This is a genomic window from Ruegeria sp. AH3 (assembly GCF_056536265.1).
This window is the reverse complement of record NZ_JBQFJL010000001.1, coordinates 3,088,780-3,110,536: the sequence shown is the minus strand read 5'-3', so window position 1 is coordinate 3,110,536 and position 21,757 is coordinate 3,088,780. Positions and strand designations below refer to the sequence as shown.

Here is a 21,757-nt window from a genome sequence, read left to right as displayed (position 1 = left end):
CATGCCCACGACACCCCTTAACTTCGGAGGCCACACATGATCGGACTCATCGGAATTGTCGTCATCTTTGTCATGGTATTCGGCGGATACCTGGCCGCAGGTGGCAAAATGACCATCATTCTGAAATCCCTTCCGTTTGAGATGATGATGATCGGCGGTGCCGCAATCGGTGCATTTCTGATCAGCAATGACATGGGCGGTGTCAAACATACGGCCAAGGACATGGCCAAGGTCTTCAAAGGCCCGAAGTGGAAACCCAAAGACTATCGCGACCTGCTTTGTCTGCTGTTTTCCCTGATCCGGATCGCGCGCGCCAACCCGGTCGAGGTTGAGCAGCATATCGAAGAGCCTGAAAATTCGTCTCTGTTCTCGGCCTATCCCAAGATTCAGGCAGACAAGGAAGCCGTGGACCTGATCTGCGACACCATGCGTTCCGCCTCGATGAACTATGACGATCCGCACCAGGTTGAAGAGGTGCTCGAAAAGCGGATGGAAGCCAATTTCCATCACGCCATGCATTCCAGCCATGCGCTGCAGACGGTTGCGGATGGCCTTCCTGCGCTGGGCATCGTGGCGGCGGTTCTGGGGGTGATCAAGACGATGGGGTCGATTGATCAACCACCCGAAGTGTTGGGGAAACTGATCGGCGGTGCTCTTGTTGGCACATTTCTGGGGGTCTTTCTCGCTTACGGTCTGGTCGGGCCATTCGCTGGCAAACTCAAGGCGGTGGTCGAGGAAGACAATCACTTCTACCAGCTGATCAAGGAGGTGTTGGTTGCCAATCTGCACAACCACAATGCCGCGATGTGTATCGAGGTTGGGCGCCAGAACACACCGACCCATAATCGTCCCGGCTTTTCCGAGCTTGAGGACGCGCTGAAAGAGCTTAAGCAGGCCGCCGCATGATGCGCGTTTTGCTCCTGATGTTGCTTGTCTGGGGATCGGACGCGACAGCGCAGGCCTTGCGTGTACGCTCAGGCGAACATGATGGATATACGCGCATCGTCGTTCAGGTGCCTGCCGGAACCGGCTGGAACCTGACTCAGCACACGAATGGGGCGCGGCTGACTGTCGGGATCGATGGCGTGACTTTCGACACCCGTGCTGTTTTTGACCGTCTGTCTGCCAGCAGGTTGCAATCGCTGAGCCAAGCCAAAGCAGGTGGCCCCCTTGATCTGGAGTTCGGCTGCGAATGCGTTGCGAATGCGTTTCTACACCGCGATTCCATGGTGGTGATCGACATTTCTCCGGGGTCAAACGCAACCGCAACGCTACCCGACCTGCCATTGTCAGCGAGAGAGCGGGTCACACCGCCTGCCGAAATCCCCGCAACCGAGCTTGCGCTGCCTCTCCTGCAATTGGACCGGGGACGTTTTGAAGACCAGTTGATATCACGCATCATTCAAGGGGCCGACCGCGAGGTTGTGGACCTCAATCTGGCGGATGTCGGGCGCAGATCGTCTACCGCCTACGGGCCTTTGCGCATGGACCGCGCATTGTCATCAAATCTGAAACTACGTTCGGTTCTGGATGAGATTGAGGGGCTGGAGGCATTGGAAGTGCCACAGCTTGAACCCCGTACGGAATGTATCACCGACAGCGAACTGGGATTCGACAATTGGTCAAATGAAACGCCCTTTGCCGTGCAGGTGGCCGGGCTTCGGGTCGGGCTATTTCAGGAATTCGACCGGGTGGACGAAACACATGCGTTGAAACTGGCGCGTCTTTATACCTATCATGGATTTGGTGCCGAGGCTTTGCAGGCTCTGAATCTGTTGCCCGACAATTCGACCCAGCAAGAACAGCTTTCGGCAATTGCCTTTGTGATGGACGATCTTTCGGTACCATTGCCAAATCCTTTTGCGGGGCAGCAGCAATGCGTTGGGGGGCCAGCGTTTTGGGCCGTGATGACAGAGCGTACGCTTGATCCGGATGCCAACCTGGATGCGATTGAGCAATATTTTGGCCGCCTGCCTCGTCATCTGCGCCGACATCTGGGGGCGAAACTATCTGAAATACTGGTCAATGCAGGCGAGCTGGAAGCCTCGCGTCGGGTATTGCGATCGGTCGCGCGTGTTCTGAACGAAGCTTCGGCAGATGTGGACTTGGCCAAAGCTGAGACAGCCGCTGCTGCAGGGGAGAATATCGTCGCCGAAAAGCTGCTGTCCGATGTCGTGTCGTCCGCCGCCGCAACCGCCGAGGCGCCGCTGGCATTGGCGCGCCTGGTTGAAAAGCGGTGGGCGGATCGGGGCGCAGTCTCTCCGGCCGATCTTGATCTTGCGGCAAGTTATGCGCGGCAATTGCGGAGGTCCGATCTGGGTCCGATGATGGCCCGAGCTCACGTTCTGGCATTGGCTTTGTCGCAGGAATTCGATGCCGCGCTGAATCAAATCAGAGCCGCGCCTGACACATCAGAGTGGCAGCGCGCACAAGATCAGGTGCTGCAGCTTTTGGCGGAACGAGCGGACGACATCACCTTTCTACGACACACGGTCGGAATGCCAGATCAGACGCGAAGCGCAATCTCGGTAGACACCGCTGTTTCGCTTGCAACGCGGTTGGCCGATCTGCGCTTCGCCGCCCCCGCCTATGCACTGGCCGCCCGACCTCAGGATCGGAAGCGGCGATTTGATCGGGCGCAGCTCAGAGCGCGCGCCGCGTTGCTGCAGAACAAGCCGCGTCAAGCTTTGCTGGAAATTGCCGGGGATGAGTCAGATGAGGCGGAACAGTTGCGCGCGCGGGCAATCTCACAAACTGACGATTACGCAGAAGCTGCGCGGTTGCTCCGCGCAATTGGTGACGGAGACGCAGCGGACCGGTACGCCTGGTTGACCGGGGACCCAGATATTGGTGCGGAAACACCCTCGGCCTTCGGAGAAATCCGACAGATCAGCGCGCGATTGACACAAACGGTGGACCGGCAGCCGGACAAACCGCTGGCCGATGCTGCGGGTTTGCTGAAGGACAGCGCAACCGCGAGGGGGCGGATCGCAGAACTGCTCGAACGTGTTCAGGTACAGCGCCAAACCGGTGACGAATAGGTGCAGGCACCTAGACCGGATCTGAAGGGGTTGCCTAGCTGAATGGTCTTGAAGCCGCATGATCAGTCAGAGGGCATTGATCCTGCCTTGGCCGATATCAGGTTCGAACACGACATGGCGCACCTTGGCGAAAGGCGCCAAAGGATCGCGCCACGCAATTTTTGGGATGGTATAAATTTCTTCAGGACGAATGTCCGCGCCTTGGCCATCTAAAGATGCAAGGCGTGTTCTCAATCCGCGGCCAGTTATCCATCACCAGTTCCGATACTGGTTCATCATCTACAATCGACCCCTCGTTTGCCATTCCAGCCTCGATAAGAAGCGCCGGTAACAACCCTTGGAGCGGCAAGATCAAGCGCTGAATCGGCGGATCGCCGCCTCTGCACGCGATACGCGCGATGTCGTGAGCATCTGTGTATTGAAATGAGACGCGCTGATTCTTTGATTACTGTTGAAGCACGGAAAAACGTGCCGAATTGGTCGAAACACGACGGGACAGGTTGGTTTGGAAAGCGGTGAAAATCGCTTGAATCAGCAGAAATCTTGAAAAAGTTCCTAAAATGTTCTATATTTGTTCTGCGGAAATGTCTGACGCGGAACGGAGGTATTCGAGCTATGACCAACGCTGCCCGTCAAAGCTGGTACGACGCGCCCAGCAACGATTATCACATGCTGCCTGTCACTGACCGGCAAATGCGCTATGCCCGCGCGATTGCTGAGCAATCCGCCCTGGAGATCCCGGTTGAAGCGCAACGGGATCGGCGATCGCTGTCGAACTGGATATCAGCACATAAGCCGCATGATCCATCACCTTTTGCCAACTATCCCACCGGCAAACAGGTCGCCTTTGCCGAACGGATCTCGCGCAGCAAGCGCCGTCCGATCCCGTCAGAGTGCTTTCGCGACAAACAGATGATGTCGCGCTGGATCGATCAGAACAAATAGGGTCGCATCACTTGCCATGATTGCGCGCATAAAGCGCGACTGCTGCGGCGACGAAGAGCCCCAACAGGATGTATCCTGTCACCGCTTCGGCCACAGCCAACCCACGGCAGAGGCCGGTTGGGGACATATCCCCGTAGCCGACCGTGGTGAAGGTGACGTAGGAGAAATACAGAATATCCGCCGGTCCCTCCGCGCCGATGACGCAATTATCGTTATATCCAAACGCGCCGTACACGGCAGCGAACAGGAACGGAACGACCTGAATGAAGGACACCCCCATCAGGAACAGAAGCCGTCGGGGAGATTTCACCTGTGTCATATAGTACCACGACTGCGAGGCGATCCAGATCAGCAGACCGACGGATGCCACCGTACCGATCGTGTCGCCGGCGGTTGCCTCACTCAGACGCGACAAACCGAACCAGGCAAGAAAACTGGCCAGAACAAGCCCGAGCGCGGCCAGCAGAGTGGATTTCCATTCTTCCAGAGTTCGGGGTTCGTGGATCATTTGCGCTCCGTCAGGCTGACCTGTGCGTGATCATCCGAATTCCGGCGCGGCCTGCAAGCGTTATTCAGTCTGAGCCCAGATGCTCCGCACCGCGCGCGCGGGCCAGTTGAATCTGTTTCTGGCGCTCTCGGAACCGCATTTTGTCGGCGTCCGAGGTCTCATTGATGCATTGATGGCACGAGACGCCATGTTCGTATTCCGGACGCTTCACGTCTTCGGGCAGGATCGGACGACGGCAACCATGGCAGAGCTTGTGCGGCCCCTCGACCAACCCGTGGCCAACCGACACGCGGTTGTCAAAGACGAAACACTCCCCCTGCCAGGTGCTGTCCTCGGGCGGCATTTCTTCCAGATAACGCAGGATGCCACCTTTCAGGTGGTAGACATCCTCGACGCCCTGACCCAGCAGGTAATTGGTGGATTTCTCACACCGGATGCCTCCGGTACAGAACATCGCAACGCGCTTGTTGTGGAACCGATTCTTGTTCTCTTCCCACCACGCCGGGAAATCGCGGAAACTGGCAGTATTAGGGTCTATTGCACCCTCAAATGTGCCAATCGCCACCTCGTAGTCATTTCGCGTGTCAATCACCACGACATCGTCCGAACGGATCAGCTCGTTCCAGTCCTCAGGTTCAACATAGTTCCCGACGCTGGCACGTGGATCGACGTTGGGCTGGCCCATCGTCACGATCTCTTTCTTCAGACGCACCTTCATCTTGCCAAACGGCGGATGGTCTGAAGTTGCCTCCTTCCAGTCCAGATCGCTGCAACCCGGCAAAGCGCGGATATGCGCCAACACGGCGTCTATCCCGGTACGGGGGCCTGCGATGGTTCCATTGATCCCTTCCTGCGCCAGCAGCAAAGTACCTTTGACGGATTGCGCACGGCAGAGTTCCAGCAGCGCGGGACGCAACGCTTCGGGGTCCGTGAAACGGGTAAAGTGATAGAGGGCAGCGATCGTATACATGGCCGCGATCTAATGCCCCCGGCAAAAACACGCAAGAGAGCGCATTGACGACCCCCTCCCCAAACCATACCGATAGGGCAGCTAAAGGAGGCCCCCATGTCCCACGCCCTGCTCGTCATCGACGTCCAGAATGATTTCTGCCCAGGCGGTGCGTTGGCCGTGCCCGAGGGGGACCAGATCGTCGCTCCGATCAACGTGCTGATGGACGATTTCGACGCGGTGATCCTGACGCAGGACTGGCATCCGGCAAGCCATTCTTCATTCGCCAGCGCACATACGGGCAAAGCGCCTTTTGAAATGACCGAGATGCCTTATGGTCCGCAGGTTCTGTGGCCTGATCACTGTGTTCAGGGTAGCGAAGGCGCGGCATTTCATCCCGATTTGCGCACCGATGGCGATCTGATCATCCGCAAGGGCTTTCGTAGTGCCATCGACAGCTATTCGGCTTTCTTCGAAAATGACCAAACCACTCCGACCGGTTTGAAGGGCTACCTTGAAACACGCGGGATCAGCCAACTGACGCTGGTCGGGCTGGCCACGGATTTCTGCGTGCACTTCTCGGCCGTGGATGCCGCGCGTCTTGGCTTTGACGTCACGGTCCGCACCGATCTTTGCCGCGCCATCGACATGGGCGGGTCACTTGGTGCCGCAGAAGAGGCCATGCGCGCTGCGGGTGTCAAACTCGTCTAGGGTGTTGCCCCACGCTCAGCCAGATATTTCAGGATCACAAACAGGATCACGGCCAAGCCCAGCGCAAATCCGATGCGCCCTGGAACCGTACGGCGCGCGGGCGGCTCTGGCGCGGGGCGTGGCGGCTGCAATGGCCGCGGTTGCTCCTCGGGTGGTGCTGTACCCGGCTTCGCAGATCTGACGTGATGCAGAAACTGGTGGAAATCAAACTCACCACTGTATTCACCCTGCACCCCCATATTGCGAATATTCGCGAAGAGCCGTTTCAGAATCCGCTGGCGATCCATAATGTCCTCGGGTGCATAATACCCGCGCGCGGTTTCCCCATCCCGCGTGTCCAGACTGAACCCGGATTCCAGAAAAATCCTACGTATCTTCGGCGATGCGGCTCGCAAGGCGTCCGCAGTCTTCACATCCCGAAACCGCGCTCGTACTGGAGGCCGCCCTGTTACCGATGTGTGACCGTGTTCCGGATCAACTTCGTCCGGTCCAATCGCCACTATGTCAAAATCGTACTCGAGACCCATTCACTAAACTCAACCTTCTATTCCATCCCCACCCCCTCACTAAAGCGTGAAGGATACTCATAATATGCCCGCAATGTGTTTTGTCATGGGCATTGTTACCAATCCGGCGACTCTTGCCATTCGGCGCTCCGATTGATCTAACAACGGAAATCGCAGGAGGTCCCCATGGTCGACATCGCGACGCGGGTCTACAATCATAAATGGAAGATCGACCCAATTGTGCGGTCATTGATCGATACAGACTTCTACAAACTGCTGATGTGTCAGTCAGTGTTTCGCAATAAGCCCCAAACAGACGTGGTTTTTTCGCTGATCAACCGATCGAATCACGTTCCTCTGGCCCGTTTGATCGATGAAGGCGAGCTGCGCGAGCAGCTGGATCACATCCGCTCGCTCCGGCTCAGCCGGGGGGAAAGCACTTGGCTGCGGGGCAATACATTCTATGGCAAACGGCAGATGTTTCGCCCGGATTTCATGGAATGGTTCGAGAATCTGCGCCTGCCACCCTATCACCTGGAGCGTATAGGCGATCAGTATGAGCTGACCTTCGAAGGCAAGTGGCACGAGGTTATGCTGTGGGAAATCCCGGCGCTCGCCGTGCTCATGGAACTGCGCTCGCGCGCGGTTCTGAATGGCATGCGCCGGTTCGAGCTACAGGTCCTTTATGCCCGCGCCATGACACGCGTGTGGGAGAAAATCCAGCAGCTGCGTCAAATCGATGGGCTGGGCATCGCCGACTTCGGAACGCGTCGGCGGCACTCGTTCCTGTGGCAGGACTGGTGCGTGCAGGCGATGATCGAAGGGTTGGGTCCGGCCTTTACCGGCACCTCGAACTGCCTGATCGCCATGCGGCGCGAGGTCGAGGCCATAGGCACCAATGCGCATGAGCTGCCCATGGTCTATTCCGCGCTGGCCGACACTGATGATGAGCTGGCGCAGGCCCCCTATGATGTTCTCAGCGATTGGCATGAAGAGCATGATGGCAATCTGCGCATCATCCTGCCCGACACCTACGGCACACAGGGCTTTCTGGATCGCGCACCCGACTGGCTGGCGGGCTGGACCGGCATTCGCATCGACAGCGGGGATCCCGCGACGGCGGCCAATATCGCCATCAACTGGTGGAAATCACGCGGTGAGGACCCAACAAAGAAACGGATCATCTTCTCGGACGGCCTGGACGTGGACAAAATCCGTGAGCTACACGCGCAGTTCGCCGATCGCACCAATGTTTCTTTCGGCTGGGGCACACTGTTGACCAACGATTTCCGTGGATTGGTGGCGGATGACGCGTTGGCCCCATTCTCGCTGGTGTGCAAAGCGGTATCGGCCAATGGGCGCCCGACCGTGAAACTGTCGGACAACCCGGAAAAGGCCATGGGGCCGGCGGATCAGATCGAACGTTACAAACGTGTGTTTGGCGTCGGTGCCCAAGAGGCGATCGAAGTCATCGTTTAGCCGTGATAGGCGGCGACTGTTTTCAGTTGTGAAAAACCATAGAGCGCCTCGAAACCTTTTTCGCGGCCATGCCCGGATTTGCCGACGCCGCCGAACGGAAGCTCAACTCCGCCTCCGGCACCGTAGTTGTTGATGAAGACCTGCCCCGACTGCAGCCCCCTGGCCAGCCGCATCTGGCGCGCGCCGTCCCTTGTCCAGATACTTGCGACAAGACCGTATTCGGTAGAATTGGCTATGGTTAGAGCCTGTTCTTCGGTGTCAAACGGGATCAGAACCTGCACCGGGCCAAAGATCTCATCCCGAGCAAGCACATGGTCCGGAGGCACATCGGCGAAGAGCGTGGGTTGGACATAGGCTCCGGCCTCGGGTGCGCCATCAACGATCTGTCCCTGACCGGCGATGGTCAGATCCACCCCCTTATCAAGAAAGCCGCTGACAATCTGTTTCTGCCGATCCGAGATCAAGGGTCCGACACGTAAGTCCTGCATCGCGGGGCCAACAGTCAGCTGCCCATACGCCTCAGCCATGCGGGATTTGACCTGCTCATAGACACCACGCTGCACCAGAATGCGGGACGAGGCCGAACAGGTTTGGCCTGCATTCTGAATACCCGCGTTCACCAGAAACGGCAGGGCCGCATCCAGATCAGCGTCATCAAAGACCAGTTGCGGGGATTTTCCACCCAGTTCCAGCGTCACCGGCACCACGTTGCATCCGGCTGCCTGCTGCACCAATGCGCCCGTAGCGACCGACCCGGTGAAGGAGATATGGTTTACCCCTGGATGCCCGGACAATGCCGCACCAGCCTCGGCCCCCAATCCCGGCACGACGTTCAAAGCACCTGCGGTCAATCCGGCCTCAACGGCCAGATGCGCGAAGGCGAGTGCAGTCAGGCAGGCTTCTTCCGCGGGTTTCAGCACGCAGGCATTGCCCATCGCAAGCGCCGCTCCGACCGAGCGGCCAATGATCTGCATCGGATAATTCCACGGCACAATATGGCCTGTGACTCCATGCGGTTCACGCAGGGTATAGACGGTGTAGCCATCCAGATAGGGGATCGTCTCCCCCATCACCTTGTCCGCCGCCCCACCATAGAATTCGCAATAGCGTGCAAGTGCCACCGCGTCGGCGCGGGCCTGAGTGAGAGGTTTGCCGACATCCATGGCCTCCAACGCCGCCAGATCCTCGACCCGATCCAGCACCAATTGGCCGAGGCGCGTCAGGATGCGACCGCGCTCCAGCGCAGTCATACGACCCCAATCGCCCTGCATCGCGGATCGGGCTGCGGTGACCGCAGCATCGACGTCAGGGGCCGCGCCGCGCGCGATCCGACAAATCTCGCTGCAATCCGAGGGATTGATCAGGGGCAGGGTTTCACCCGAAACCGCCGGGACCCATTGCCCCCCGATCAAGCATAGCGTGGGGTCGAACCATGGCTGTTGACTCATTTTGACCTCCATTTAGTCTCTAACAAGGGCATTTACGCGACTCCCAATCCGATATCGGGCAATTGGGGTGCGGCGGCGATCAGCGTTTTGGTGTAGGCGTGCTGAGGATCCGAGAAGACCTGTTCCGTTTCGCCCTGCTCGACAATCCTGCCGGATTGCATCACCAGAACGCGGTCCGTGATGGTGCGCACGACGCTCAGGTCATGGCTGATAAACAGATAGGTCAGATCATATGCGGCACAGAGCTCGGCCAACAAATCAAGGATCTGCGCGCGTACTGAGACATCAAGGGCCGAGACCGCCTCGTCAAACAGGATCAGCTCAGGCCGGATGATCAGTGCCCGTGCAATGGCGATGCGTTGTCGCTGACCGCCTGAGAATTCGTGAATGTATTTACTGGAGTCATCGGGGCTGAGTCCCACGGCGGTCAGCATTTCGGCAATGCGATCCTGACGTTCGGTCCCAGTAGGTTGCGTGTCTAGCAGGTGAAACGGCTCGGTGATCAGACGTGCGACACGGTGCCTTGGATTGAAACTGCCATAAGGGTCCTGGAACACCACCTGCATCTTTCGACGCACGGCAAGGTTGGGTTTGTGGCCCGCGAAGACAGGCTGCCCATCCAAGTGGATATGACCGGACTGCACCTCCTCAAGGCCTAAGATCGCCCGTGTTAGGGTCGATTTTCCGCATCCGGACTCCCCAACAAGCCCTAACCGCTCCCCTCGGTTAAGAGTAAAGCTGACACTATCCACCGCGCGGTGATGGCGGGGCGTTTCGAACAGACCTTTGCGTGGCAACCGATAGTCCCGAACGACCTGAGCCACCTCAAGCAGCGGCTGAGGGCTTGCGGGTTCAGGCAGATTGACCTGATGGCCCGACGCCTCGAACAACATGCGGGTATAGGGGTGCTGCATGTTGTGCAGCAGGTGTTGGGTCGTACCGCTTTCCACCACTTCTCCGTGGCGCATGACGGTAATCTGGTCCGCCATGTCGGCCACCACGGCCAGATCATGGGTGATCATCAGCAGACCCATATCAAACTCGCGCACCAAGCCTTTCAGCAGGTCAAGGATCCGGGCCTGCGTGGTCACGTCCAGCGCGGTGGTCGGTTCATCCGCGATCAGCAGCCTAGGGCGCAGCGCGATGGCCATCGCGATGACCACACGCTGGCGTTGCCCGCCTGACAGCTCATGCGGATAGCGGCTAAGCGGGAAACGCTCGGAGGGCAGGCCCACGCGGGCCAGGACCTTTTCTGCACGGGTTCGGGCCTGGGCCGGGGGCATGGCCTTGTGAATCAAGATCGTCTCCATCACCTGATCCCCGATGGTTTTCACCGGATTGAGTGCTGTCATCGGCTCCTGAAACACCATGCCGATTGCAGCGCCGCGCAGGGCACACATCTCGGACTCGGGTCGGTTCAAGAGATCCTGCCCCTCCAGTTCCAGCTTACCCTCAGCCTCGGCCCCGTTCGGCAGCAATTGCATCACCGCCATCGCGGTCATGGACTTGCCCGAGCCGCTCTCACCCGTGACAGCCACAATCTGGCCGGGATCTATGGACAGGCTGACATCTTTCAGAATCTGCAGTCCGTGGATCGACACCGAGAGGTTATGGATACGCAGCAAACTCATGCCCGGGCCACCCTGATTCTTGGGTCCAGCCAGTCGCGCAGCCCGTCGCCCAGCAGGTTCAGACCCAGCACAGTTACGATGATCGCAAGACCCGGAATCAGAGCCAAATGCGGGGCAAAACTGACCATCGTCTGAGCATCGGCCAGCATGCGCCCCCAGCTGGGCGTGGGGGGTTGCGCGCCCAGACCGACATAGGACAACCCGGCCTCGGCCAGAATGCCAAGGCTGAATTGGATCGTGCCCTGCACGATCAGCAAGTTCGCCACGTTGGGCAGGATATGCTCAACCGATATCCGCGCGGCCCCTTTGCCCGACACGCGGGCGGCGAGGATGAATTCCCGTTCCCACAGTGACAACGCCGCGCCTCGGGTGATGCGGGCAAAAACGGGTATGTTGAAGATACCGATGGCGATGATCGCATTGATCGCGCCGGCCCCGAAGACGGCGGTGATCAGAATGGCGATGACCAGTGAGGGGAAGGCAAAGACCAAGTCGTTGCCGCGCATTATGACCTCATCCAGCCACGAGCCCTTGCGTGCCGCAGCCGTCAGACCCAAAGGCACTCCCAGCGCCATACCGATTCCGACCGCCACCAAGGCCACGGCGATCGAGGTGCGCGCGCCGACCATGATCATCGAGAACATATCGCGCCCGAAATGATCCGTGCCGAACCAATGCCGGGTGCTTGGCGTTTGCAGCTTGTCGGGGATATTCAACGCCGCGTAGTCGTAAGGCGTCCAGACAAACGATATCAGCGCCGCCAATACCACCAGCGACGACAGCGCCGCGCCAAGGATCAGATTGCGGCTCATGTCCTGCTCCTCAGCCTTGGATCCACGGCGGCATAGGCGAGGTCGACAAGGAAATTCACGGTGATCACAGCAAAGACCAGCAGCATGACCACGGATTCCACCACAATCAGATCGCGGGCTGAGATTGCCTGAAACACCAGCCGCCCGAGACCGGGCAGATAGAACACCTGCTCGATGATGATCGAGCCCGCCAGCAGGAAGGAAAACTGCAGCCCGATGATGGTCAGAACCGGGATCAGAGCATTGCGCACCCCGTGCCGCCACAGCGCCTGGCGGCGTGACAGGCCCTTGGCGCGGGCGGTGCGCATGAAATCCTCGCCCAGAATATCCAGAAGCGCCGAGCGCATGACGCGTGCAAGGATCGCCGCCTGCGGCAGGGCCAAGGCAATGGCAGGCAGGGTCAGGGAATGCAGGCCGGTCCAGACCCCGTCCTGCCATCCGGCGAACCCTCCGGCATTGAACCAGCGCAGATTGATGGCAAAGACCAGCACCAGCATCATTGCGAACCAGAAATTTGGCACGGCGATGCCCAACTGGGTCGCCCCCATCACGGCCACATCACCCGGCTTGCCGCGCCGCGCGGCGGCATAGATCCCGGCCGGAAAGGCGATCAGGGTCGAAAGCGTCAGTGCGTAAAGCGCAAGCGGCAACGACACCCAAAGACGATCCCCGATCATCTGCGACACCGGCGTGCGATAGGTGTAGGAGGTGCCGAAATCCCCAACCAGCATGCCGCCGACCCAGTTGAAATACCGCTCGACCTTTGACACGTCGAGGCCCAGTTCAGCCCGCAGCGCGGCCAGCGTATCCTCTTGCGCATTGACGCCCAGCATGAATGACGCCGGATCACCCGGCGCAATCTCGATCACAGAGAAGATGACGACCGAGGCCACGGCCAGACTCAGGATCAGGGAAAGCAGGCGTTTGAGGGCATAACGAAGCATTGGTAACAGGTTAAGTGTCTGAACCGCGCGGGCGCAACAGCTAGTTGTAGGTCTGCCGCTCCATCCGGATCAAGTCGATGGCGCAAGCTGAAAGCTGATTGGCAGGCGCACTGTCGGCCAACCATTCGAGATTGGTTTCAGTCCGGGCAAGTGCCACGCGGCGCAAGGCCATCAGGCGCGCGCGCGGGCTGTCCAGAAACTGATCTTGCGGGATGACCGATTCCAGCGGGCTGTCGATGCGGATGACTTCAAAATACCCTCCGAACAGGGCCAGAAAGGCAAAGGCACAGGCCGGAGCGTCATCACCACAACGTTCAGAGCAGAGCTGCGCGATGGGGCGTGTCGCTTCGGACGTCATCAACCAGTTTTCAACCGCCGGACGCCACGGATTCTTGGGCGACAGATCGCCGTATCCCAGCCCCAGCGCCAGCAGACCCGCCATGCCCAGAGCCGGATCGGAACCCGCATCAACCGGGTCGGGCTGAATATGACGCAGCGCGGCCAGACCATCGCCGCGCGGCTCAGGTTCTATCGACAGATAGGTCAGGTAGGGCTTGAGATCCTGCATTAGACGCGGATTCGCCAGCAGTCCGGCTCGCATCTCGGGGTCTCCATAAAGAGCAACGATGCGCGTGGGATAGTCGGTGGCCTGATGCTCTCCCAGCGCGTTCAGCCGGTCGATCAGGTCCAGGTCGGGGTTTGGGCGCTTGGCCGCCAACAGGGCCTGAGCCAGCGGATTGCCGCCCTCAGCCTCTGCCGTCAGCCAAGAGCGGCCGAATGCGTTCCAATCCTTCTGGCGGAACAATGCGCGCGATTGCGCGGGCTCCAACGACTGCCGGAAAGGCGAAGGCCCAAGATCCGCGGTCTCGATCCGACCAAGCAGCAGACGCGCATCAGCATCGCCGTCCACCGCCAGTTCGGCCAGCATGGGCAACGCCTGCGCATCGTCACCGTCGAGCCACAACGCCACGGCGCGCTCCAGTGATGTATCGGCGCGCGCTGTGGGCACAGTGATCGCCAGCATCGCAATCGCAAGCGTGGCGAAGAGGGAATTGACCATCTATGGGCCTCCTACCTCTGGGGCGGTCATTCGTCCCAACTGATCGCGGTCAGGTCGATGGCAGCGGTTGGGGCGTTCTCCCACAGGCCCTGCACACCCGCTTTGGCGATGCCCAGCTTGGCCAGTTGGAACAGGTAGCCATTGACATAATCGCTTGAGATCAACCGCTGCGCTTCGCCCAGCAGACGGGTCCGCTCGTCCGGATCAGTGGTCGCGTTCAGCGTATCCATCAGAGCCTGAAAATCGGTGCTCTCATACTGGAAGTAATAGTCAGGCCGGGCGTAGATGCCGATATCCATCGGCTCTGTATGGCTGACGATGGTGAGGCCGAATTCCTTGCCTTTAAACACGGATTCCAGCCATTGCGCCCATTCGACATTGATGATTTCGGCGGTGATGCCAACTTCAGCCAGTTGCGCGGCGATGATCTCACCCCCACGGCGGGCATAGGAGGGCGGCGGCAGGTGCAGCGTGGTTTCGAACCCATCTGGGTATCCGGCCTCGGCCAGAAGTGCCTTGGCCTTTTCCGGGTCATAGGCTGAATTGCCGGTCAGATCGACATAAGCAGGGTTATGCGGTGCGAAATGGGTGCCGATGGGCGTACCATAGCCGAACATCGCGCCATCGATGATGGCCTGCCGGTCGATCGCGTGGGCCAGAGCCTGCCGGACGAGGATATCGTCAAACGGTGCCTGCTTGTTGTTGGTGGACAGGATCGTTTCCCCTTCGGTCGAGCCGACAAGCACCTGAAAGCGCGGATCAGCCTCGAACTGAGGCAGGTTTTCGGGTGCCGGGAAATTGTCGAACACGTCCACATCCTCGGCCATCATGGCGGCAAAGGCGGCGGTCGGATCAGAGATGAACTTGAACGTGGCTGTCTCTAACGCGGGCTGATCGCCCCAATAGTTGGGGTTGCGGTTCAGTGTGATACTGTCGCCCTGCACCCAGTCGCCAAAGGTGAATGCCCCTGTCCCGACCGGGTTTGTCTTGATGTCTTCGATGCTTTCTGAGGCCACGATCACCGCATCACCCCAGGCAAGGTTGAACAGGAAATTGCCATTGGGTTCGGACAGAGTGATCTTTACGGTCAACGGATCGACAACCTCGACACTCTCGATCCCTGCAAACAGCGCCTTCTGCGCATTGGCACTGTCATCGGCGCGGGCTCGGTCCAGACTGAACTTGACGTCCTCGGCATCCATCGTGGTGCCGTCATGGAAGGTTACCCCGTCATGTAGCTTGAAGGTATAAACCGTACCGTCCTCGGAAATCTCCCAGCTTTCAGCCAGCCCGGGCACGACGGATCCGTCACCCATGAACCGGGTCAGGCCTTCAAAAATATTGGTGTAAACCACCGAATCAATCGCCTGCGCGGCAGCACTGGTCGGGTCCAGATGCGGCGGTTCCAGCTGCATCGCGATGGTGATGTCCGATTTCGCCAACGCCTGCGACGCCAGCAAAGACGCGCCCAGCGCAAGGGCCGAGGCCAAGGTCCGAACCGATTGCATTCCCATGAAATTCACTCCCCACTGTGTCAGGTTGGTCCGCCGATTGCGGATCGTTCTGAGACCAATTTCCCTTTAAACCTCAGGTCAATCAAGGAAATGTTCGCGCAACCGGGGTTTCATGGTCCCGGTCCGATCTGCTATGCCGCGCTGCAACATAAACCCTGCGAGGAGCGAGCATGAGCGCCACCGCCCGCAAGACAGCCCCGAATGCCGAGGATATCCGCGCCCGGAAAGGCACCGATCCTCTGGTTTCGCTGACCGCCTACACGACACCTATGGCGCGTCTGATGGATGCCCATTGCGATTTTGTTCTGGTGGGCGACAGCGTCGGCATGGTGTTGCACGGGCTGACTTCGACCCTTGGCGTGACGATGGAGATGATGATCTTGCATGGTCAGGCCGTTGCACGCGGGCTGGACAGGGCGATGATGGTCATCGACATGCCCTTTGCCAGTTACGAGCACGAGCCTGCACAGGCGTTTCGCAACGCCGCCAGGCTGATGTCGGAAACCGGTGCCGGGGCGGTGAAGCTGGAAGGCGGCGTGGAAATGGCCGAGACCATCCGCTTTCTGGTCAAGCGCGGTGTCCCGGTGATGGCCCATATCGGCCTGACGCCGCAATCGATCAACACCTTGGGTGGCTACAAGGTGCAGGGCCGCGATGAACAGGCTGAGGCGGTGCTGGCCGATGCCCAAGCGGTAGCCGAGGCAGGTGCGTTTTCGGTCGTGTTAGAGAAGGTTCCACAAGGTCTGGCAGACCGGATCACCCGCGAAATCCCGATCCCGACCATCGGTATCGGCGCCTCGGCCGGGTGCGACGGACAGATTCTTGTGGTTGACGACATGCTCGGCTTTTTCACTGCCTTCAAACCGAAATTCGTCAAACGCTATGCCGATCTTGGCCCGCAGGCCGAAGCTGCCATCGCCGAATATGCCGCCGAGGTCCGCGCACGCAGTTTCCCTGCAGACGAACACGTCTTTGCAGACCAAGCCCCTGCAAAAGGCAATAAATCATGACCGCGCCCATTCTTCGCAAGCTTGCGGATCTGCGCGCGCTGACCACGATGTGGCGCAATGATGGAGAGACCATCGGTGTTGTCCCGACGATGGGTGCGTTGCATCAGGGTCACCTGTCGCTGGTCGAGGCGGCAAAGGCGGGCACGGATCGGGTCATCGTTACGATCTTCGTGAATCCCAAGCAGTTCAACAATCCCGAAGATCTGGCGAACTATCCGCGCACTGAACATGAAGACGCCGAAAAGCTGTCCCCGTTTCAGGTTGATGCGATCTACGTTCCCGATCCGGATGAGATCTATCCGAAGGGCTTTGCCACCACCGTTTCGGTCGCGGGGCTGACCGATGTGATGGAAGGCGAATTCCGCCCCGGCCACTTTGACGGCGTGGCCACGGTTGTCGCCAAACTGTTCCTGCAGACACAGGCCGATCGAGCCTATTTCGGTGAAAAAGACTATCAACAGCTGATGGTCGTACGGCGCATGGCCCGCGATCTGGATATCCCCATCGAGGTGGTCGGCTGCCCGACAGTGCGTGAGGCATCAGGTCTGGCCATGTCATCGCGCAATCAAAGACTGTCGGCTGAAGGGCTGCGGGTTGCGGCCGAAAAACATCGCATCATGCACGCACTGGCCGAGGCTTTGGGAAAGGGCGTCCCTTTCGATACGCTTGCCGCACAGGCGCAAACCGATCTGCTGTCGGCGGGGTTTACGGATGTGGAATATGTGCAGTTGCGCTGCGCTGACACGCTGGAACCATTGACGCACGCCGACCGTCCCGCCCGTCTGTTCGCGGCGGCTTGGGCAGATGGGGTGCGGCTGATCGACAATCTGCCGGTCTCAAAGGCGTAATTCCACTCTGGCAGTTTTCCCGTTGTTTGCGCTAAAGTCCCGCAAAACCAAAGCGGGAGGGGCGCAGGCATGACCTATATTCTGGCAATCGATCAGGGCACGACATCATCACGAGCCATTCTGTTCGACGCGCAAATGCAGCGCGTGGGCACAGCGCAGCAGGAATTCCCACAGCACTTTCCGCAGGAAGGCTGGGTGGAACATGACCCCGAAGATATCTGGACCAGCGCCCTGAATGTTTGCCGCGAGGTGATGGAGACCACCGGCATCTCGGCCGATCAGATCGCCGGGATCGGCATCACCAATCAGCGCGAAACCACTGTGGTCTGGGACCGTGCAACCGGCAAACCCATTCACAACGCGATCGTCTGGCAGGACCGCCGCACCGCCGAGATATGTGCACGCTTCAAACAAGCGGGCTGCGAGGATGACGTGACCGCTCAAACCGGCCTGCTGCTGGATCCGTATTTCTCGGGCACCAAGGTCAAATGGATACTGGACACCGTCCCGGGTGCGCGCGATCGGGCCGAGGCCGGAGAGCTTTTGTTCGGCACTATCGACACGTTCCTGATCTGGCGTTTGACCGGGGGCAGCGTCCACGCCACAGACGCCACAAACGCCGCGCGCACCCTGCTGTTTGATATCCACAAAGGCGAATGGAGCGGCGAAATCTGCGATATGCTGGGCGTTCCTGCGACTATGCTGCCCAACGTACAGGATTGCGCGTCGGACTTCGGCTCGACCACGATGTTTGGCGGTGACATTCCCATCTTGGGCGTCGCAGGCGACCAGCAGGCTGCCACCATCGGGCAAGCCTGTTTTGAGCCGGGAATGATGAAATCTACCTACGGCACAGGCTGTTTCGCGCTGCTCAATACCGGTACGCAGCCAGTGATGTCCCAAAACCGCCTGCTGACAACGATCGCCTATCAGTTGGACGGGCAGAAAACCTATGCGCTCGAAGGTTCGATCTTTATTGCAGGGGCTGCTGTGCAATGGCTTCGCGACGCGCTTCAGATTCTGGAGGCAGCACCCCAAAGCGGCGATCTGGCCGCGCAGGCCGACCCGAACCAGCACGTGGTGCTTGTGCCGGCCTTCACCGGGCTCGGCGCGCCTTATTGGAAGCCCGATTGCCGCGGTGCCATGTTTGGCCTGACCCGCAACTCGGGTCGCGCGGAATTTGCCCGCGCGACGCTGGAGAGCATCGCTTTCCAGACCCGCGACCTGTGGCACGCCATGCAGGGCGACTGGGGCAGCGAGGCCGATGTCATCCTGCGCGTCGACGGCGGCATGAGCGCCTCAGACTGGACCATGCAGGGCCTGTCAAACATCCTCGGCGCACCGGTGGATCGCCCGGTGATGCAGGAAACCACCGCTTTGGGGGCCGCGTGGCTGGCCGGGATGAAGGCTGGCGTTTACCCGGATCAGGCCGGGTTTGCCACCACATGGGATCTGGACCGCCGGTTTGAACCGAAAATGTCCGAAGCGGATCGCGATGCGGCCTATGCACGCTGGCAGCGGGCCGTTCAGGCGACCATGGCGTTCTAGCTGTGGTCTTTCATCAGGCGCTGCTTCTGACGTGACCAATCCCGCTTGGCCTGCGTTTCGCGCTTGTCGTGCAGCTTCTTACCCTTGGCGATACCGATCTTCAGCTTCGCCCGGCCCTTGTGATTGAAATACAGAACCAGCGGCACCAGTGTCATGCCCTTGCGCTGAGTCGCGTTCCACAGGTTCGACAGTTCCTTGCGTGACACCAGCAGCTTGCGGCGGCGACGCTCTTCATGCTTGAAGACCTTCGCCTGCTCATAGGGTGCGATATAGCTGTTGATCAGCCAGAGTTCCCCATCATCGACCGAGGCGTAGCTCTCGGCGATGTTCGACCCGCCTGCGCGCAGGGATTTGACCTCGGACCCTTCCAGCACAATACCGCACTCGATATCGTCCTCGATCGCGTAATCGAAGCGGGCACGCCGGTTCTCGGCGATGACTTTGTAATTCGGGTCTGTCTTCTGCTTGGCCATGACGCGTTGATGTATGCCGCTTGCGCGCGCCTTGCAAGGCAGGCTTACGAAGTGGCCGAGATTATTAGATCGGGTCCAAAGATCGTGTCTGCATGATTGTGCAGGTAAATCTTCAGCCATGGCGTAAAGCGGGTCGGGTGGCGCTGCACTTCGGCCAGAAGATCGTGATAGTCGATCCAGCGCAGATCCATTACTTCGCTGGGATTAGGCTCGATCTTCAACGGTCCGCGCACATGGGCCAGAAAGACATCGACCACCTCGTTCTCGACCAGCCCGTTGCCCACATCCGCGTGATATTCAAGCCGGTGCCGGTATTCGGGATAAAGCCCGGTGATGCCCAGCTCTTCCTGCAGGCGACGCACGGCACACGCCGAAGCTGTTTCGTTCCAGTCCGGATGGGTGCAGCACGTGTTCGCCCACAGACCCGGCGTATGGTATTTTTCCAGCGCCCGGCGCTGCAGCAAAATCTCGGTTCCACGGACGGCAAAGACTGACACAGCCTTGTGCTTGAGGCCTTTTTCATGCGCTTCAAGCTTGTCGACGGGAGTCAGTTCACCCTCAACCCAGGCCGGGATCATGATACCCATCTGTCGTCTCCTGTTGTCGCAACACCGGCGCGAAACACATCACCGGCATCCGTTCAAGGTGGCGCTGAACAGGCATTTGTTCAATCGCACGAAAGGCCGCAGGGGCTGCGGCCTTTTGTACGTCTCATGGGTTGTGAAAGGCGGATTATTCGCCGGATACGCTCACGATATAGGCGTAAACATCTTCGGCGCCCTTCTTCAGCTTGAAGGTCATCTTCGATTTGGCCGAGGTTTCGCCCAGATAGTCCTTCAGAAACGCTTTAGGATCCTGGGCGTAGGAGACAAAAGTCTCTTCATCCCAAACCAGCCCGTTTTCACCAGCGGCAACGATGCTGTCACCGTATTTGAACCCTTCGACGGTCCCCGCGGTACGGCCCGCGATCCCGTAGAGGTTCGGGCCGGTCTTGCCGCCCTTGACGATCACTTCACCTGCAGGGTCAGCGATCTGATGGCAAGACTTGCATTTGTTAAAGGTCTTCTTACCAGCTTCGGCGTCGCCTTCCGCATAAACGGGAAGGGCCAGCAGGCCGGCAATTGCGGTGGCAAGGATACGATTCATAGCTTTTGCTCCGATACAAATTGGCTGCACCGAATGGACCGCTGGCACAGCAGAGAGTCAACGCGCAGATTGCCGCGCGAGGGCACCCTGTCACAAGGCGTTACCGGTCGTCCTTAACCGAAGTCATGTAATTGTGACCAACAGGGCAACAGATCGCCTGGGCGGGGTGTGGCCAGATAGATTGCACGCGCAATCGCTCGCGCAAGGCATATCGAAGCCGCGTGACCAATCAACGCCATGGCCTCGGGCGCGACGGCGTGAGTGCCCGTGCTGAGGCCAAATACCAGATCTCCGTCCCCTGGCGTATGGGCGGGGACAATCGCGCGTGAGATGCCATCATGGGCCGCAACCGCCAGCCGTTGACATTGCGGCTTGGTCAGGGCCGCATCCGTTGCGACAATGGCTATCGTGGTATTTGCGTCGTCCGGTGGGGCCGGATGCATCGCCTGTGCCTTACGGCTGACATGGCTGCGCCCGAGACCCGAGGCCGGATCTGGCCCGAGGCCGCCGAACTCGGCATCGATTTCGAACGGAGCAGCCCAGAAATGACGGTCACCCGACGTTGTCACACTGCCGAGAGGGTTTGCCGCGACCAATGCGCCAACGGTTACGCCCCCCTCAAGCATCAGCGATGCCGAACCCAGCCCGCCCTTGTGCATCGCCGCCAATGCGCCGGTTCCAGCCCCGACTGACCCCAATTCAAATTTCGGTGAGGCGGCCAGATAAGCGGCTTTGCCAAGCGCGCGATAGGGGTTTTCGGTCCAGTCCTTGTCTCCGCCATTCAGCAGGTCGAACAGAATCGCCCCGGGCACAATCGGCACGACAGCCGGACCCACCTGAAATCCGCGCTTTTCGGCATGGAGGGCGTCAGATACGCCCGAACAGGCATCGAGCCCGAAGGCCGAACCTCCGGACAACGCGATCGCGTCCACATGTTGAACCGATTTGTCGGGTGCCAAGAGGTCCGTTTCGCGCGTGCCGGGCGCGCCCCCCATGACATGCACCGAAGCGACGAAAGGATGCTCCGCCGTCAGCACGGTTGTACCCGATTTCAGCGCCTCATCCTGCGCGTTGCCGACCTTCAGGCCAGGGATATCGGTGATCAGGTTGCTGGGTCCGGGGGTCATTTGGATCTCGGATGTTGTGCTGGGAAGCACGCTGGCGCGCGCCGCCTCCGGCGGAGA

22 protein-coding genes are annotated in these 21,757 nt (G+C 59.5%); 8 read left to right on the top strand and 14 right to left on the bottom strand.

Annotation, left to right across the window (positions count from 1 at the left end; genetic code table 11):
• Positions 1-36: 36 nt before the first annotated feature.
• Complete coding sequence (motA, locus tag ACR3EM_RS15590; RefSeq protein WP_480471553.1) at positions 37-906, top strand: flagellar motor stator protein MotA; 870 nt, start codon at positions 37-39, stop codon at positions 904-906.
• Positions 906-3,041 (top strand): hypothetical protein, encoded by a 2,136-nt coding sequence (locus ACR3EM_RS15585; protein ID WP_480471552.1) that lies wholly within the window; start codon positions 906-908, stop codon positions 3,039-3,041. Before motA ends, ACR3EM_RS15585 begins: the two co-directional genes overlap by 1 nt.
• 66 nt (positions 3,042-3,107) lie before the next feature.
• Here ACR3EM_RS15585 and ACR3EM_RS15580 read toward each other — a convergent pair whose 3' ends face one another.
• Entirely contained in the window at positions 3,108-3,275 is a 168-nt protein-coding gene (locus ACR3EM_RS15580) for a hypothetical protein (protein ID WP_480471551.1), read from the bottom strand.
• A 381-nt stretch (positions 3,276-3,656) separates the two neighbouring features.
• Here ACR3EM_RS15580 and ACR3EM_RS15575 point away from each other — a divergent pair, with 381 nt between their 5' ends.
• Entirely contained in the window at positions 3,657-3,986 is a 330-nt protein-coding gene (locus tag ACR3EM_RS15575) for a hypothetical protein (RefSeq protein ID WP_480471550.1), read from the top strand.
• A 7-nt stretch (positions 3,987-3,993) separates the two neighbouring features.
• On the opposite strand, the gene ACR3EM_RS15570 is transcribed toward ACR3EM_RS15575, so the two are convergent.
• Entirely contained in the window at positions 3,994-4,494 is a 501-nt protein-coding gene (locus ACR3EM_RS15570) for a potassium channel family protein (RefSeq protein WP_480471549.1), read from the bottom strand.
• Positions 4,495-4,558: 64 nt separating this feature from the next.
• Complete coding sequence (gene trhO / locus ACR3EM_RS15565) at positions 4,559-5,464, bottom strand: oxygen-dependent tRNA uridine(34) hydroxylase TrhO (RefSeq protein WP_480471548.1); 906 nt, start codon at positions 5,462-5,464, stop codon at positions 4,559-4,561.
• 96 nt (positions 5,465-5,560) lie between these two features.
• On the opposite strand from trhO, the gene pncA reads away from it, so the two are divergent.
• The gene (pncA, locus tag ACR3EM_RS15560; protein ID WP_480471547.1) at positions 5,561-6,154 is read left to right on the top strand and encodes a bifunctional nicotinamidase/pyrazinamidase; all 594 of its coding nucleotides are present in this window, start codon (positions 5,561-5,563) and stop codon (positions 6,152-6,154) included.
• On the opposite strand, the gene ACR3EM_RS15555 is transcribed toward pncA, so the two are convergent.
• Positions 6,151-6,681 carry a hypothetical protein gene (locus tag ACR3EM_RS15555; RefSeq protein ID WP_480471546.1) on the bottom strand — a complete coding sequence of 177 codons (531 nt, stop codon included), beginning with the start codon at positions 6,679-6,681 and terminating at the stop codon, positions 6,151-6,153. The genes pncA and ACR3EM_RS15555 overlap by 4 nt on opposite strands.
• 165 nt (positions 6,682-6,846) lie before the next feature.
• On the opposite strand from ACR3EM_RS15555, the gene pncB reads away from it, so the two are divergent.
• Positions 6,847-8,139 (top strand): nicotinate phosphoribosyltransferase, encoded by a 1,293-nt coding sequence (pncB, locus tag ACR3EM_RS15550; protein WP_480471545.1) that lies wholly within the window; start codon positions 6,847-6,849, stop codon positions 8,137-8,139.
• Here pncB and ACR3EM_RS15545 read toward each other — a convergent pair.
• Genes ACR3EM_RS15545 through ACR3EM_RS15520 form a run of 6 tightly spaced genes read right to left on the bottom strand, consistent with a single transcriptional unit; the run spans position 8,136 to position 15,542 of the window.
• Positions 8,136-9,587, bottom strand: a complete 1,452-nt coding sequence (locus ACR3EM_RS15545) for an aldehyde dehydrogenase family protein (RefSeq protein WP_480471544.1) — start codon at positions 9,585-9,587, stop codon at positions 8,136-8,138. The two genes, pncB and ACR3EM_RS15545, sit on opposite strands and share 4 nt — an antisense overlap.
• Positions 9,588-9,619: 32 nt before the next feature.
• Positions 9,620-11,218, bottom strand: a complete 1,599-nt coding sequence (locus tag ACR3EM_RS15540) for an ABC transporter ATP-binding protein (protein ID WP_480471543.1) — start codon at positions 11,216-11,218, stop codon at positions 9,620-9,622.
• Positions 11,215-12,030 carry an ABC transporter permease gene (locus ACR3EM_RS15535; RefSeq protein ID WP_480471542.1) on the bottom strand — a complete coding sequence of 272 codons (816 nt, stop codon included), beginning with the start codon at positions 12,028-12,030 and terminating at the stop codon, positions 11,215-11,217. The genes ACR3EM_RS15540 and ACR3EM_RS15535 overlap by 4 nt, the downstream gene beginning before the upstream one ends.
• A complete protein-coding gene (locus tag ACR3EM_RS15530; RefSeq protein WP_480471541.1) occupies positions 12,027-12,974 on the bottom strand; it encodes an ABC transporter permease in 948 nt (315 codons plus the stop codon). Before ACR3EM_RS15530 ends, ACR3EM_RS15535 begins: the two co-directional genes overlap by 4 nt.
• Positions 12,975-13,014: 40 nt before the next feature.
• Positions 13,015-14,034, bottom strand: a complete 1,020-nt coding sequence (locus ACR3EM_RS15525; protein WP_480471540.1) for a hypothetical protein — start codon at positions 14,032-14,034, stop codon at positions 13,015-13,017.
• A gap of 26 nt (positions 14,035-14,060) precedes the next feature.
• On the bottom strand, positions 14,061-15,542 hold the full coding sequence (locus ACR3EM_RS15520; protein WP_480471944.1) for an ABC transporter substrate-binding protein: 1,482 nt from the start codon (positions 15,540-15,542) through the stop codon (positions 14,061-14,063).
• A gap of 176 nt (positions 15,543-15,718) precedes the next feature.
• Here ACR3EM_RS15520 and panB point away from each other — a divergent pair, with 176 nt between their 5' ends.
• From panB to glpK, 3 genes are all read left to right on the top strand, one after another.
• Entirely contained in the window at positions 15,719-16,558 is an 840-nt protein-coding gene (panB, locus tag ACR3EM_RS15515; RefSeq protein WP_480471539.1) for a 3-methyl-2-oxobutanoate hydroxymethyltransferase, read from the top strand.
• The gene (panC, locus tag ACR3EM_RS15510; RefSeq protein ID WP_480471538.1) at positions 16,555-17,406 is read left to right on the top strand and encodes a pantoate--beta-alanine ligase; all 852 of its coding nucleotides are present in this window, start codon (positions 16,555-16,557) and stop codon (positions 17,404-17,406) included. The genes panB and panC overlap by 4 nt, the downstream gene beginning before the upstream one ends.
• 69 nt (positions 17,407-17,475) lie before the next feature.
• Positions 17,476-18,954 carry a glycerol kinase GlpK gene (gene glpK, locus ACR3EM_RS15505; protein WP_480471537.1) on the top strand — a complete coding sequence of 493 codons (1,479 nt, stop codon included), beginning with the start codon at positions 17,476-17,478 and terminating at the stop codon, positions 18,952-18,954.
• Here glpK and smpB read toward each other — a convergent pair.
• The 4 genes from smpB to ACR3EM_RS15485 all read right to left on the bottom strand — a co-directional run bounded on the left by smpB (position 18,951) and on the right by ACR3EM_RS15485 (position 21,700).
• Positions 18,951-19,427 carry an SsrA-binding protein SmpB gene (smpB, locus tag ACR3EM_RS15500; protein WP_480471536.1) on the bottom strand — a complete coding sequence of 159 codons (477 nt, stop codon included), beginning with the start codon at positions 19,425-19,427 and terminating at the stop codon, positions 18,951-18,953. The two genes, glpK and smpB, sit on opposite strands and share 4 nt — an antisense overlap.
• 44 nt (positions 19,428-19,471) lie before the next feature.
• Entirely contained in the window at positions 19,472-20,014 is a 543-nt protein-coding gene (gene idi, locus ACR3EM_RS15495; protein WP_480471535.1) for an isopentenyl-diphosphate Delta-isomerase, read from the bottom strand.
• Between the two features lie 145 nt (positions 20,015-20,159).
• Entirely contained in the window at positions 20,160-20,573 is a 414-nt protein-coding gene (locus ACR3EM_RS15490; RefSeq protein ID WP_480471534.1) for a c-type cytochrome, read from the bottom strand.
• Between the two features lie 113 nt (positions 20,574-20,686).
• A complete protein-coding gene (locus ACR3EM_RS15485; protein ID WP_480471533.1) occupies positions 20,687-21,700 on the bottom strand; it encodes a P1 family peptidase in 1,014 nt (337 codons plus the stop codon).
• Positions 21,701-21,757 lie beyond the last annotated feature (57 nt).

Excerpts from the sequence above, each read along its gene's own strand:
- panB (WP_480471539.1), top strand. The coding sequence starts at position 15,719 with ATGAGCGCCACCGCCCGCAAGACAGCCCCGAATGCCGAGGATATCCGC.
- ACR3EM_RS15520 (WP_480471944.1), bottom strand. The coding sequence starts at position 15,542 with ATGCAATCGGTTCGGACCTTGGCCTCGGCCCTTGCGCTGGGCGCGTCT.
- ACR3EM_RS15530 (WP_480471541.1), bottom strand. The coding sequence starts at position 12,974 with ATGCTTCGTTATGCCCTCAAACGCCTGCTTTCCCTGATCCTGAGTCTG.
- ACR3EM_RS15490 (WP_480471534.1), bottom strand. The coding sequence starts at position 20,573 with ATGAATCGTATCCTTGCCACCGCAATTGCCGGCCTGCTGGCCCTTCCC.
- ACR3EM_RS15570 (WP_480471549.1), bottom strand. The coding sequence starts at position 4,494 with ATGATCCACGAACCCCGAACTCTGGAAGAATGGAAATCCACTCTGCTG.
- glpK (WP_480471537.1), top strand. The coding sequence starts at position 17,476 with ATGACCTATATTCTGGCAATCGATCAGGGCACGACATCATCACGAGCC.
- ACR3EM_RS15535 (WP_480471542.1), bottom strand. The coding sequence starts at position 12,030 with ATGAGCCGCAATCTGATCCTTGGCGCGGCGCTGTCGTCGCTGGTGGTA.
- ACR3EM_RS15555 (WP_480471546.1), bottom strand. The coding sequence starts at position 6,681 with ATGGGTCTCGAGTACGATTTTGACATAGTGGCGATTGGACCGGACGAA.
- idi (WP_480471535.1), bottom strand. The coding sequence starts at position 20,014 with ATGGGTATCATGATCCCGGCCTGGGTTGAGGGTGAACTGACTCCCGTC.
- ACR3EM_RS15575 (WP_480471550.1), top strand. The coding sequence starts at position 3,657 with ATGACCAACGCTGCCCGTCAAAGCTGGTACGACGCGCCCAGCAACGAT.
- ACR3EM_RS15525 (WP_480471540.1), bottom strand. The coding sequence starts at position 14,034 with ATGGTCAATTCCCTCTTCGCCACGCTTGCGATTGCGATGCTGGCGATC.
- ACR3EM_RS15485 (WP_480471533.1), bottom strand. The coding sequence starts at position 21,700 with ATGACCCCCGGACCCAGCAACCTGATCACCGATATCCCTGGCCTGAAG.
- panC (WP_480471538.1), top strand. The coding sequence starts at position 16,555 with ATGACCGCGCCCATTCTTCGCAAGCTTGCGGATCTGCGCGCGCTGACC.
- ACR3EM_RS15545 (WP_480471544.1), bottom strand. The coding sequence starts at position 9,587 with ATGAGTCAACAGCCATGGTTCGACCCCACGCTATGCTTGATCGGGGGG.
- pncA (WP_480471547.1), top strand. The coding sequence starts at position 5,561 with ATGTCCCACGCCCTGCTCGTCATCGACGTCCAGAATGATTTCTGCCCA.
- trhO (WP_480471548.1), bottom strand. The coding sequence starts at position 5,464 with ATGTATACGATCGCTGCCCTCTATCACTTTACCCGTTTCACGGACCCC.
- smpB (WP_480471536.1), bottom strand. The coding sequence starts at position 19,427 with ATGGCCAAGCAGAAGACAGACCCGAATTACAAAGTCATCGCCGAGAAC.
- motA (WP_480471553.1), top strand. The coding sequence starts at position 37 with ATGATCGGACTCATCGGAATTGTCGTCATCTTTGTCATGGTATTCGGC.
- ACR3EM_RS15540 (WP_480471543.1), bottom strand. The coding sequence starts at position 11,218 with ATGAGTTTGCTGCGTATCCATAACCTCTCGGTGTCGATCCACGGACTG.
- ACR3EM_RS15585 (WP_480471552.1), top strand. The coding sequence starts at position 906 with ATGCGCGTTTTGCTCCTGATGTTGCTTGTCTGGGGATCGGACGCGACA.
- pncB (WP_480471545.1), top strand. The coding sequence starts at position 6,847 with ATGGTCGACATCGCGACGCGGGTCTACAATCATAAATGGAAGATCGAC.